12 protein-coding genes are annotated in these 12,361 nt (G+C 71.0%); 6 read left to right on the top strand and 6 right to left on the bottom strand.

The window, feature by feature from the left end; translation table 11 throughout:
• Positions 1 to 43 precede the first annotated feature (43 nt).
• The gene (locus BM085_RS23820) at positions 44 to 649 is read left to right on the top strand and encodes a response regulator transcription factor (protein ID WP_093889149.1); all 606 of its coding nucleotides are present in this window, start codon (positions 44 to 46) and stop codon (positions 647 to 649) included.
• A 21-nt stretch (positions 650 to 670) separates the two neighbouring features.
• On the opposite strand, the gene BM085_RS23825 is transcribed toward BM085_RS23820, so the two are convergent.
• Entirely contained in the window at positions 671 to 1,786 is a 1,116-nt protein-coding gene (locus tag BM085_RS23825) for a PP2C family protein-serine/threonine phosphatase (protein ID WP_031166414.1), read from the bottom strand.
• A 119-nt stretch (positions 1,787 to 1,905) separates the two neighbouring features.
• Between BM085_RS23825 and BM085_RS23830 the strand changes: the two genes are divergently transcribed.
• Positions 1,906 to 3,135, top strand: coding sequence for a GNAT family N-acetyltransferase (locus tag BM085_RS23830; protein ID WP_093889150.1), 1,230 nt, complete (start codon positions 1,906 to 1,908; stop codon positions 3,133 to 3,135).
• A gap of 32 nt (positions 3,136 to 3,167) precedes the next feature.
• Positions 3,168 to 3,344 (top strand): hypothetical protein, encoded by a 177-nt coding sequence (locus BM085_RS44600; RefSeq protein ID WP_177245243.1) that lies wholly within the window; start codon positions 3,168 to 3,170, stop codon positions 3,342 to 3,344.
• 75 nt (positions 3,345 to 3,419) lie between these two features.
• Here BM085_RS44600 and BM085_RS23835 read toward each other — a convergent pair whose 3' ends face one another.
• A complete protein-coding gene (locus BM085_RS23835) occupies positions 3,420 to 3,887 on the bottom strand; it encodes a ribose-5-phosphate isomerase (RefSeq protein WP_093889151.1) in 468 nt (155 codons plus the stop codon).
• Between the two features lie 97 nt (positions 3,888 to 3,984).
• On the opposite strand from BM085_RS23835, the gene def reads away from it, so the two are divergent.
• Positions 3,985 to 4,473 carry a peptide deformylase gene (def, locus tag BM085_RS23840; protein ID WP_093889152.1) on the top strand — a complete coding sequence of 163 codons (489 nt, stop codon included), beginning with the start codon at positions 3,985 to 3,987 and terminating at the stop codon, positions 4,471 to 4,473.
• A 24-nt stretch (positions 4,474 to 4,497) separates the two neighbouring features.
• On the opposite strand, the gene BM085_RS23845 is transcribed toward def, so the two are convergent.
• The 3 genes from BM085_RS23845 to BM085_RS23855 form a co-directional block, all read right to left on the bottom strand.
• Positions 4,498 to 4,962: a hypothetical protein gene (locus tag BM085_RS23845; protein WP_093889153.1), complete on the bottom strand. Its 465-nt coding sequence runs from the start codon at positions 4,960 to 4,962 to the stop codon at positions 4,498 to 4,500.
• A gap of 270 nt (positions 4,963 to 5,232) precedes the next feature.
• Positions 5,233 to 6,642 carry an aldehyde dehydrogenase family protein gene (locus BM085_RS23850; RefSeq protein ID WP_093889154.1) on the bottom strand — a complete coding sequence of 470 codons (1,410 nt, stop codon included), beginning with the start codon at positions 6,640 to 6,642 and terminating at the stop codon, positions 5,233 to 5,235.
• A gap of 343 nt (positions 6,643 to 6,985) precedes the next feature.
• The gene (locus BM085_RS23855) at positions 6,986 to 7,606 is read right to left on the bottom strand and encodes a mycothiol-dependent nitroreductase Rv2466c family protein (protein WP_093889155.1); all 621 of its coding nucleotides are present in this window, start codon (positions 7,604 to 7,606) and stop codon (positions 6,986 to 6,988) included.
• A 221-nt stretch (positions 7,607 to 7,827) separates the two neighbouring features.
• Between BM085_RS23855 and pepN the strand changes: the two genes are divergently transcribed.
• Together pepN and BM085_RS23865 are read left to right on the top strand one after the other, a co-directional pair.
• Entirely contained in the window at positions 7,828 to 10,395 is a 2,568-nt protein-coding gene (gene pepN / locus BM085_RS23860; protein ID WP_093889156.1) for an aminopeptidase N, read from the top strand.
• Positions 10,396 to 10,595: 200 nt separating this feature from the next.
• Positions 10,596 to 11,558, top strand: coding sequence for a hypothetical protein (locus BM085_RS23865; protein ID WP_093889157.1), 963 nt, complete (start codon positions 10,596 to 10,598; stop codon positions 11,556 to 11,558).
• Between the two features lie 75 nt (positions 11,559 to 11,633).
• On the opposite strand, the gene BM085_RS23870 is transcribed toward BM085_RS23865, so the two are convergent.
• Positions 11,634 to 12,344 (bottom strand): Pycsar system effector family protein, encoded by a 711-nt coding sequence (locus tag BM085_RS23870; RefSeq protein ID WP_143121048.1) that lies wholly within the window; start codon positions 12,342 to 12,344, stop codon positions 11,634 to 11,636.
• Positions 12,345 to 12,361 lie beyond the last annotated feature (17 nt).

Consider the following 12,361-nt stretch of genomic DNA (forward strand, 5'->3'; position numbering starts at 1 on the left):
AATCATTCGATCACCCTTCGAGAAGAAGAGTGAGAGGAGAGTTTTGATCGGGATCCTGGTGGCCGAGCATCTCCCTCTGGTCCGGCGAGGCCTGGTGGCATCGCTGGACTGTGAGGCCGACCTGAAGGTCGTCGCCGACGTGGGCAGCGGAGAAGAGGTCGTCCCCTCCGTCCTGAGGCACAGCCCCGACACGGCGGTCATCGACGTGGATCTTCCCGACGTCGACGGGTTCACCGCGGCACTCCGGCTGCGTGAGAACACTCCCGACTGCCGGATCCTCCTGCTGTCCCGCCACCCCAACCCCGGTCAGGTGCGCCGCGCCTTCGCCGTCCAGGCGCTGGGGTTCATGAGCCTGGACGTGGGGCCCGAGCAGCTGGCCGACGGCGTCCGGCGGGTCGCGGCCGGCGGACGGGCGGTGGACTCCGAGCTCGCGGTGGCGGCCCTGGAGTCGGCCGAGAACCCGCTGACCCGCCGGGAGCTGGACGTGCTCCGGCTGGCCGCCCAGGGGGCGCGCTCCGACGAGATCGCCGACCAGCTGTTCCTGTCTGTGGGAACGGTCCGAAACCACATGTCGAGGATCATGTGCAAGACCCATGCCCGCAACCGCCTCGACGCCGTGCGGATCGCCAGCGACTCCGGGTGGCTGTGACATCGTCGGGGTGCCGGGCCGTCAGGGGCGCCAGATGAGGATCAGGGCGCAGTCGTCGTTGTGCCCCGCCGACATCGAGGTGACCAGGTTGCGGGCGCCGTCGCGGAACCCGGAGGGCAGCAGCCGCTCGGCCTCCCCGAGCAGCCGGTCGAGGCCCGCGTCGATGTCGCGGCCGGGCTGCTCTATCAGCCCGTCGGTGTAGAGCATGAGCGCCTCACCCTTGCGGAGCGTCCCCCGGTCCGGCTCACAGTGCAGGTCGGGGACGATGCCCAGGACCACGCCCTTGGCCGGGGAGACGCGCCAGGTGCCGGTGCCCGCCTCGAACTTGACCACCGGCGGATGACCGGCCGATGTGATCACGTATTCGCCCGTGACGAGGTTGAGCCGGACGTGGACTGCCGTGACGAAGCCCTCAGCCTCACGCTGGCGGTGCAGGTAGGTGTTGCAGGCGGGCAGGAAGTCGTCGACCGAGCCGAGCAGGCCGCCGAAGGTCCCCGACAGCATCAGCGCCCTGGTGCCCGCGTCCACGCCCTTGCCGGACACGTCGACGAGGGCGAGCTCCACCGTGTCGCCCTCGCGCATGGAGACCAGGAAGTCACCGCCGAAGGAGGAGCCGCCGGCCTGCTTGAGCACCACCCGGGAGTCCCAGTCCTTGGGCAGCGAGGGCAGCTCGCTCTGGTTCTTGAGGCGGTCGCGCAGCTCCAGCAGCATCGCGTCGCCGCGCAGGCCCTGCACGCCGAGCTTGCCCCGGGTGCGGGCCATCAGCGCCGCCAGCACGGTGGTGAAGCCGAAGGTGACCAGCAGGCCCGGCCCTATGTGCCCCACCCCGCGCGCGATGCCGACGTAGAGCAGGGCCGCCGCGACCGCGCACAGCAGCTTGGCCAGGCTCCGCAGCCGGAGCTGGAGCCCGCCGACGAGAGTGATCGGAATCATGAGCGCCGGGGAGAACCACTCCATGGAGACCCGGGCGGCCAGGCCGGCGAGCACCACGGTCAGCACGATCAGCGTGATGAGCAGGTTGCGGTCGCGCCCCAGCGGCCCACGGCGCAGGAACCGCACGATGGGCACGAGAAGGGGCACCCGCACCAGAAACGCGCGGAGCCCCGGAGGGATCAGCGGCACCGGGCGAGAACTCATGATGCGTTCGACTGTATCTGCCCGTCCCCCGTTTGGGCAGCCCACTTGACCAATGGCCTTGATCATTAAGGGCGGATATTGAATGGCCGGAACGGTTTGCCCCCTCTACCGTAGGAAAAATGAGTCTTAGCCTGCGTCCGATAGCCGAGAAAGAATGGTCCGCCTGGATCACGCTCGACGAGGAGGCGTTCGGCAACGCCATCCCTCCGCACCGGGCAGAGCTGTTCCGGAGGAACGCCGAGTTCGACCGCTCACTGGGCGCCTTCGAGGGCGACCTGCTCGTGGGCGTCACCTCCGTGTGCAGTTTCACCATGACGGTGCCCGGCGGGCCGATCCCGGTCGGCGGCGTCACCTCGGTCGGCGTGCTGCCCTCGCACCGCCGCAGGGGCATCCTGTCCGCGCTGATGACCCGCCAGCTCACCGACCTCCGCGAGCGGGGCGAGGCGGTCGCCGCGCTGTACGCCTCGGAGGCGGCGATCTACGGACGCTTCGGGTACGGCAGGGCCGCCGACAACCTCTTCTTCAACATCACCAAGCGCGGTCCGGCCCTGGCCGGGCACGCCCCGGCCGACCCCGCGCTGCGGCTGCGCGTCGTCCCCCCCGCCGAGGCCAGGGCCGTCTTCGAGAAGGTCTTCGAGGCCGTGCTCGACAGCCGCCCGGGGCTCTACGCCCGCACGCCCGCACGCTGGGACGCGGTGCTGTCCGACCACGAGGCCGATCAGGGGGGCGCCGGGCCGCTGCGCGCCGTGGTCGTCGAGGACGACGGGGGCCCTCGCGGCTACGCGCTCTTCCGGATCAAGCCGAACTTCACCCAGCACGACGTGCCGGACGGCGAGCTGCGGCTCAAGGAGCTGTTCGGCCTGGACCCGGCCGCCTACGCGCTGCTCTGGCGGCACGTTCTGGAGCGGGACCTGGTCACGCGGGTCTCGGCCTGGCAGCGGCCGGTCGACGACCCGTTGATCCACCTGATGGCCGAGCCGCGCCAGCTCAACGCGGGGTGGCTGGACGACCTGTGGATCCGCCTGGTGGACGTCGAGCGGGCGCTGCCCGCGCGCGGCTACTCGGCGCCGGTGGACGTGGTGATCGAGGTCGAGGACGCCGTCTGCCCGTGGAACGCCCGCCGCTGGCGGCTGACGGCCGACGCCTCCGGCGCCCGGTGCGTGCCCACCGAGGACCCGGCGGACCTGGCGCTTCCGGTCACCGTGCTGGGCGCGGCCTACCTGGGCGGCCGTCCGCTGGCGGCCCTGCAGGCGGCGGGAGTGGTGCGCGAGTCGCGGGCGGGAGCCGTACGGGAGCTGTCGGTCGCAATGTCGTGGGAGCCCGCCCCCTGGGCCGGCCTGATCTTCTGAGCGGTCCGGGCCGCGCGGGTTAGGGTGACCGCATGGCACTGCAGAGCTTGCAGATCAGCGCGATCACCGCGATGCGGGCCCGGGACGTCTCCCGGCCCGCGCAGGAGCAGCAGGAGGCCGCGGACCGGAGGCCTCTGCGCGACGAGACGCCACGCAAGGAACCGGCGCGCAAAGAGCCGGCGCGCAAGGAACCGCCGCGTCGCCGATGAGGCGCCTGCCCGCCCGTGGCGTGCGGGCAGGCGCGCCCGGTCCCCACCGGAGGGACCGGGCCGGCCGGCCGGAGTCTACGGCAGCGACGGCAGCTGGCCGATGGTCTCGTACGAGGTGAGCTGCGCGATCCGGCGGTTGTGCCGCTCGGCGCCCGAGTAGGCGGTGCCCAGGAAGAGCTCGACGAACCGGGTCGCCTCCTCCTGGGTGTGCATCCGCGAGCCGACGCTGACCACGTTGGCGTTGTTGTGCTCGCGGGCGAGCTTGGCGGTGTCCTCGCTCCAGGCCAGGGCGGCGCGGATGCCGCGCACCTTGTTGGCCGCGATCTGCTCGCCGTTGCCCGAGCCGCCGATGACGATCCCCAGGCTCCCTGGGTCCTCCGCGACGCCCTCGGCCGCGCGCAGCACGAACGGCGGGTAGTCGTCCTCGGGGTCGTATACGAACGGACCGCAGTCCGTGACCTCGTGGCCGTGCTCCTTCAGCCAGGAGACGACATGGTTCTTGAGCTCATAGCCGGCATGGTCGGCACCGATGTAGACGCGCACCCGCCCAGTTTCGCAGGTGTGGGTGGCCGGCTCGACCCCCACCCCGACTAGAGTAACGACCGCCCTGCTATTCGAACCCTTACAAGAGAGAGTCCCGATGCGTGACATCCGAGTGGTCGGGGATCCGGTCCTGCGCACGCCCGCCGAGCCGGTCGTCGACTTCGACCGCGATCTGCGCCGCCTGATCGACGAGATGTTCGACGCCATGTACGCCGCACAGGGCGTCGGCCTGGCCGGTCCGCAGATCGGCGTGTCGAAGCGGGTCTTCGTCTACGACTGCAGCAACCGCAAGGGCCATCTGATCAATCCCGTGCTGACGGTCGACGACGACGCGGAGGTCCTCGACGAGGAGGGCTGCCTGTCGGTCCCGGGCCGTGACACCGGCACTCCGATCTATGCCAGGACCCCCCGGGCCGCCGGGGTCACGGTCCGCGGTCTCGACCGCCTGGGCCGGCCGGTCCAGATCAAGGCCCGCGGCCTGCTCGCGCGCTGTTTCCAGCACGAGAGCGACCATCTTGAGGGGATGCTCTACGTCGACCGCCTCGCCAAGGACGCCGCCAGGAAGGTCCTCCTCCAGGCTCCGTGATCGAGCCGGCCGGGCTCCGCGCCGTCAGTCTCCGGGGGCCCGGGGGGCGCCGGCGGCCTCGGCGGTCCGGGCCGTGCCGCGCCGCAGGCGTATCACCGGCCTGGCGGCCAGGCCGAGACCGGCCACGAGGAGCAGCACGACCATGATCCACTCGTTGGAGCCGCCGGGGCCGTAGACATGGCCCCGGCGGCCGGTGTCGAAGGCCCTCGCCGTCTGGCCGGGGACGAACGCCTCCCGGTCCGCGCCGTAGAACGCGACCTCCGGGCGCACCTGCCCGCCCGCCCGGAACTCCCCCAGCCAGGTGCACTGCTCGTGGCCGGGATGCTGGACGCACTCGACCCGGTGGGCGGTGAACGTGCCCCAGGTGCCCTCGCCGCGCAGCGCGGCCAGGGCCGATCCGAGGTTCTGCGCGGCGAGCAGCACCAGCGCCAGTCCTCCCACGGCTATCACCAGGTCGAACGCGCTCAGACGCTTGGTGCCCAGTTTCATTCGTCGCCTTCCGAAAGGGCGAGGATTCCCTTAAGGCGGGTTTACCCAGAAGATCCCCCGATGACAACCCTTTTCGGGCTGATCGGCAATCTCGGAGAACAACGACCGGCGATTTCGCAGAACGCCGCCCCGACGACCTCCGTGATCGCCGGGCGGTGATTCCGGAGAACACGGCCAGGCGATCACGGGGAACACGGCCATGGGCGCGGACCCGTCCCCGGCGCCCCGGGCGCCGCGGGACACCTCCCGGGGGAGACGTCCCGCGGGAGGTCAGAGCTGGACCGACTTGATCTCCAGATACTCCTCGAGGCCGAACTCGCCCAGCTCGCGTCCCAGCCCGGACTGCTTGTAGCCGCCGAAGGGGGCCCGCGGATTGAACTGGCCGCCGTTGACGGCCACCTGGCCGGTGCGCAGCCGCCGCGCGACGGAGACCGCGTGCTCCTCGCCGCCCGCCCACACCGCGCCCGCCAGGCCGTACGGCGTGCCGTTGGCGATGGCGACGGCCTCGTCCTCGCCGCGGGTGTAGGGGATGATCGTCAGGACCGGGCCGAAGATCTCCTCCTGCTCGATCACCATCCCCGGCTCCACCCCGGCGAACACCGTGGGCTCCACGTAGAAGCCCCGCTCCAGGGGCCGGTCGGTGCCTCCGGCGACCAGCCGGGCGCCCTCCTCCTGACCCCGGTTGATGTAGTGGACGACCCGGTCGCGCTGGGCCGCGGAGACCAGCGGGCCGAGGCGGGTGAGCTCGTCGAAGGGGTCGCCGACGGTGTACTTCCTCGCGGCCGCGACGGCGAGCCCGACGGCGTCGTCGTACTGGTCGCGGTGGACGATCATGCGGGTCCAGGCCGAGCAGGTCTGGCCCGAGTTGAGGAAGGCGTTGGCCACCGTCACCTTGGTCGCCGCGGCCAGATCGGCGTCCGGCAGCACCACACTGGCCGACTTGCCTCCCAGCTCCAGGGCCACCCGCTTGACCGTCTCGGCGGCGAGCGAGGCGACCCGCCGCCCCGCCCTGGTGGAGCCGGTGAACGACACCATGTCCACGTCGGGATGGGTGACCAGGGCCTCGCCCACCACCGGGCCGTAGCCGCTCACCATGTTGAACACCCCGGCGGGCAGCCCGACCTCGTCGAGGATCCCGGCCAGCGCGAAGGCCGCCAGCGGCGCCACCTCGCTGGGCTTGAGCACCACCGTGCAGCCGGCGGCGAGCGCGGGGCCCACCTTGCACACGATCTGGTGGAGGGGGTAGTTCCACGGCGTGATGGCGGCGACCACGCCGACCGGCTCCCGGAAGATGCGGGAGTTGCCGACCCTGCCGCCCTCGAAGTCGTAGGTCTCGGCGAGCTGGCCGTAGGAGGCCAGCACCCCGGCCGGCATCAGCGTCTGCACCTTCATCGCCACGTTGTAGGGCGCGCCCATGTCCGTGGTGATGATCCGGGCTATCTGATCGGAGCGTTCTCGTATCAGCTCGGCCGCCGCGGAGAGGATCTTGCCTCGCTCTGCGGCGGCCGTACTCGACCACGAGGGCAGGGCCGCGCGGGCGGCGGCCACGGCGATCTCGACGTCGGCGGGCGACCCGGCGGGCACCCTGTCGACCGTCTCCTCGGTCGCGGGGTTGACGACGTCGACGCTCTCGCCGGACGCCGAAGCCCGCCATGCTCCGTTCAGATAAAGATGACGCATGGCTCTCATCCTCGCGTGTGAACCGTCATAAGGCGAGAGCCCGGCAGGTCACGGGATACCTGCCCAACCGCATGAAGATCGCAATTTAGCCGCATGCCGTCCTCGCCGCGGCGGGCGCTCGGCCGTCCTCTGCGACGAGGGTACGGCGAAGCACCCCCATAAACGGCGAATTACCGAGATACTTAAAAACTCGTAATATCCGGATAAACGAGGAGAGGTTATGCCCGGCGGGAATCCCGGCCGCACGACGGCGTGCGGAGGACGGTCCCGCCGGATCCCCCGCACGCCGCGCACACCGGCCCCACCCCGGTCGAACGCGCAGGTGACAGGGCGGGCCCACCGGTCACTCGAAGATCGGCCCCCGGGTGCGGGAGCGCTTGATCTCGAAGAAGCCGTCGATGCCGGCCACCAGGCGGACGCCGTCCCAGAGCTTGCCCGCCTCCTCGCCCTTGGGCGCGGGCGAGACGACCGGGCCGAAGAAGGCGACGCCCTCCACCGCGATCACCGGGGTGCCGACCTCCTGGCCGACCCGGTCGATGCCGTCGTTGTGCGAGGCGCGCAGAGCCTCGTCGAACTCCTCGGAGTCCATCGCGTCGGCGAACGCCCGGTCGAGCCCCGCGGCCTCCAACGCCTCCTCGACGGTCTCGCGGAGCCTGTCGAGCTCCTTGAGCCTGCCCTGGTTGTGGAAGCGGGTGCCGAGCTCGGTGTAGAGCCGGCCGACCGTCTCGGAGTCGTACTTCCCCTGCACGGCGGCGACCACCCGGACCGGGCCGATGGCCTTGGCGATCTGCTCGCGGTACTTGTCGGGCACCTCCTTGCCCTCGTTGAGCACGTTGAGGCTCATGATGTGCCAGCGCGGCTCGATCGGCCGGATCTTCGCCACTTCCAGCAGCCATCGGGAGGTCATCCACGCGTACGGGCAGAAGGGGTCGAACCAGAGGTCCACCGGGGTGCGCTCAGTCATCTCTCAGCTTTCTGATCGTGAAGCTTCTTCGCATAACGACAACCCGGGGGGCCGAGTTTCCTATTCCACGTGGGGATTATTACGTTGACTAGCGGCTTTATCCTCGGATGGAGCGGGCGGCCCGTCCCCCGGCATCCGGGGCGGCGCTCTTCTGTCTCACATGGCAGGATTCAGGGATCCCTACGCAACGGAGCGGGGGAAGTTGTGACGAGGGAGCGGTAGTGGCAGGCAATCTGACCCGTGACGAAGCCCGCGAGCGCGCACGTCTGCTCAGTGTGCAGTCATATGCGGTGGAGCTCGACCTGACGGAGGGCGAGGAGCGTTTCGAGAGCGTCACCACGGTCCGGTTCACCAGCGCCCAGGCGGGTGCGGAGACGTTCATCGACCTGGCCGACGCGAAGGTGCGCAAGGCCGTGCTGAACGGCACCGAGCTCGACGTGAGCGGCTACGACCCGGAGACCGGGCGGCTCCCGCTGCCCGCCCTGGCCGAGACCAACGAGCTGCGTGTCGACGCCGACTGCTCCTACACGCGCACCGGCGAGGGCCTGCACCGCTTCGTCGACCCGGTCGACAAGAGCGTCTACCTCCACAGCCAGTTCGAGACGGCCGACGCCCACCGGATGTACGCCTGCTTCGACCAGCCCGACCTGAAGGCCACCTTCGAGCTGACCGTGCTCGCGCCCTCCTACTGGGAGGTCATCTCCAACGCGGCGCCCGACTCCGCCGAGGAGCTCCAGGAGCACCACGGCCGCCACGGCGCGCTCCAGGCCGCCAGGCGCTGGCACTTCCCCGCCACCCCGGTGATGTCCACCTACATCACCGCCCTGTGCGCCGGGCCGTACCACAAGGTGACCTCCGAGCACGACGGCATCCCGCTGGGCCTGTACTGCCGGGCCTCGCTCGCCGAGCACCTCGACGCCGACAACCTCTTCGAGATCACCCGGCAGGGGTTCGACTTCTTCCACAAGGTCTTCGGCGTCCGCTACCCGTTCGGGAAGTACGACCAGCTCTTCGTGCCCGAGTTCAACGCGGGCGCGATGGAGAACGCCGGCTGCGTGACCTTCCTGGAGGACTACGTCTTCCGCTCCCGCGTCACCGACGCGATCATCGAGCGCCGCGCCGAGACGATCCTGCACGAGATGGCGCACATGTGGTTCGGCGACCTGGTCACCATGCGCTGGTGGGACGACCTGTGGCTGAACGAGTCGTTCGCCACCTACGCCTCGGTGCTCTGCCAGGCGGAGGCCACCCGCTGGGGCCAGGGCGCGTGGACGACCTTCGCCAATGTGGAGAAGGCCTGGGCCTACCGCCAGGACCAGCTGCCCTCGACCCACCCGATCGCCGCCGACATCGTCGACATGCACGCGGTCGAGGTCAACTTCGACGGCATCACCTACGCCAAGGGCGCCTCGGTGCTCAAGCAGCTCGTCGCCTACGTGGGGCTGGACAACTTCCTGGCCGGCGTCCGCGACTACTTCAACGAGCACGCGTGGGGCAACACCACGCTGGCGGACCTGCTCGGCGCGCTGGAGCGCACCTCGGGCCGCGACCTGTCCTCCTGGTCCAAGGAGTGGCTGGAGACCTCCTGGGTCAACACCCTGCGCCCGTCGTTCACCACCGACCCCGAGGGCCGCTTCCTCTCCTTCGAGGTGCTGCAGGAGGCCCCGGCCGACTATCCGACGCTGCGCTCGCACCGTGTCGCCATCGGCCTGTACTCCCTGCGGGGCGAGGAGCTGGTCCGCACCAAGCGGGTCGAGCTCGACGTGGTCGGCGCGCGCACGGCGGTGGCGGAGCTGGTCGGCGAGGTCCAGCCGGACCTGATCCTGATCAACGACGACGACCTGACCTACGCCAAGGTCCGGCTCGACGAGCGCTCGCTGCAGACGCTGGTGAACGGCGGCATCTCCAGGTTCACCGAGTCGCTGCCGCGCGCCCTGTGCTGGTCGGCCGCCTGGGACATGACCCGTGACGCGGAGATGTCCACCCGCGACTACGTCGCCCTGGTCGTCTCCGGCATCGCGTCGATCAAGGACATCACCGTCACCCAGACGGTGCTCCGCCAGGCCCGCCAGGCGGTCCAGCAGTACGCCGACCCGGCCTGGCGCGCCGAGGGCATGGCCCTGCTGGCCTCCTCCCTGCGTTCCCTGGTCGCCGGGGCCGAGGCGGGCTCCGACCACCAGCTCGCCTACGTCAACGCCCTGTCCGGCGTGGCGACCTCCGCCGAGGACCTGGCGTTCCTCAAGGGTCTGCTGGACGGCTCGGCCGCGCTCGACGGGCTGACCGTGGACACCGACCTGCGCTGGACGCTGATCCACTCCCTGGTCTCCGGCGGCGTGCTCGGCGAGGAGGACGTCGCCGATGAGCTCCTGCGCGACGCCACCGCCACCGGCGAGCGCTCCGCCGCGCTCTGCCGCGCCTCGCTCCCGACGGCCGAGGGCAAGTCGAAGGCCTGGAACACGATCACCGAGGGCAAGCTGAGCGGCGCCCTGCTCCGCTCGACGGTCATCGGCTTCATGGACCCCCAGCACCCGGAGCTGCTGGAGCCGTACGCCGCGAAGTACTTCGAGGAGATCGGCCGGATCTGGAAGAGCTGGACCTTCGACAGCGCCCAGAGCTTCGCCAACGGCTGCTACCCGGCCCTGGCCATCTCCCCGGAGACCGTCGCCAGGACCCAGGACTTCATCTCCGCCGACCAGCCTCCGCACGCCCTCAAGCGCCTCCTGCTGGAGGGCGCCGACGGCGTCAGCCGCGCCCTGCGCGCCCAGGCCAAGGACACCCCGACGGCCTGATCCGGCCGTCCCGGACGCCCCTCGCCATCGCGGCGGGGGGCGTCCTCGCGTCCCGGCACCGGACGGCCGGGACGTCACGATCAATGCGGCTGCCATGGCCAGATGATGGTAAAAATAGGCTCTACCTGCGCGAACGGATCGAAATCCCCCTTTGCGTGACAATGTCCTCCATCATCCGCACGCCATGAGAAGGTGATCAAGTGGAATCGGCACGTGATCTACTCGTCTCCCTGGCGCGGAGATACGCCTTCGCCGACCTCGGAGCGCTGGCCTCGGACGTCGTCGAGGACACGGGTGACATCGAGGCGGTGTGCGAGTTCGGGCAGCGGCTGCTCTCGCTCGACGCGGAGGACTTCGCCGTCGAGGCGCGGGGCGTGCCCAACGATCTGAGGCGCCGGGCCCGGGCGTGCACCATGCCGCAGACCCCCCGGGAGCAGCCGCGCGGCGCGCTGGAGTCGCTGCGGCCCGCCTACGGGCTGCTGCTGGAGACGATCGCGGTCCGGTGGCACCGGCGCGAGCTGAGCCCCATGGTCGCCGCCATCCACATCGCCAGCGAGTATCTGCCGCTGCTCGCCTTCGAGCCGCTGCTGGGCAACGCCGGCGACCCGGCGCGCTGGCCTCAGGGCCTCAGCGCGGAGGGCAGCAGGTTCGGCGTGATCGGCGACCGTGAGTGCGACCACACCAAGTCGGAGCAGTCGGCCGTCAACCGGACCCTGCGGGTGGCCGGGGAGCCGGCCGAGGGCTGGCGGGCCTACTTCGACCGGCAGCACAGCCAGGTGGCGGGCGCGCTCGCCACCTGCGTGGCCGGCTGCCGCACCCCCTGCACCGCGATGGACTGGGTGGCCCCGGAGCGCCGCGAGGACCTCTCCACGCGCGCCCGGGTGGCGCTGACCTTCGCCGACACCCCCCTGGTACGGCTGCGCCACGCGGCCCCGGTGGGCCACGGGTTCGGCGTGCCCTCCCCCGAGGAGGTCCTCGACGCCTGGCAGCGCAGCCGGGCGATCCTCAGCAAGAACGAGGTGGGCGACGAGGCCGCCAGGGAGGACGGCTTCCCCCTGCCGGGCCTGCCCAGCCTGTTCTCCGCCATCGCCGCCGCGCCCGTGACCCCTTCGACGCTGCTGACCGACATCACCACCCACCTGGTGAAGCTCCTGCGACTCTGAGGCGGAAGGTCCGCCGAGGCCCGGGGAGGACTCCGGCCGGGGATCCGCCGGGACTCAGAGAAGGTCCGCCGAGGCTCAGGCGGGGCCGCCGCAGGCCGCGGACGGGGCGCAGTGGCCCGCCGCGGGCGTCGGCTGGACCGCCGGGGCCATGGGCCTGCCGAAGAAGTCCCACGACGTGATGGCCTGGCCGACGATCACCGACAGCGCGCAGCAGACGACGGAGACCACCAGCAGGATCGTCCCCCTGCGGACGTAGCGCCTCTTGGCGTCGGCGACGGCGCTGAGCCTCCTGATCCCCAGCACGAGCTCGTCGGCCCGGACCCGGTTGTCCTGGCTCGCCATGCGGGCCCTCAGGTCCGCGAGCGCGCTGCGGGCGAAGGCGCCGGCGCGGGAGTCCTCGACCGGGGAGTCGCCGTCCTGCGGGCTCTCGGCATGCGCGACGGCGTAGGAGCGGCGGCGCTCCACCGTCTGCCCGGCGAGCCGCGCGCTACGGGGGTAGAGCGCGCCGGCGAGCATCAGGATTCCCATCGCGCAGAAGAAGACGCCGGTCCACCAGAGCCACTCCACCTGGCTCGGCAGCTCCTCCGGCCGCCACCCGTTGCCCAGCAGCCCGCCGAGGAGGGCCGCCACCAGCAGGGCGACGGCCTTGCGGTCGGCCCTGCCGATGTCGTGGCGCACATCGGCGAGGACCGTCGTGATGTAGCCGAGGGTCTCGTCCCGCTCCTGCCGCACCGTGCCTCCCCCCGAGACGTGACCCGCCGGCGTGTCACCCGCGATCTTCAGCACCACCCGATTATGAGAGA

The sequence above is a fragment of the Streptosporangium canum genome (assembly GCF_900113865.1).
In the GTDB taxonomy this organism is placed as follows: Bacteria; Actinomycetota; Actinomycetes; order Streptosporangiales; family Streptosporangiaceae; genus Streptosporangium; species Streptosporangium canum.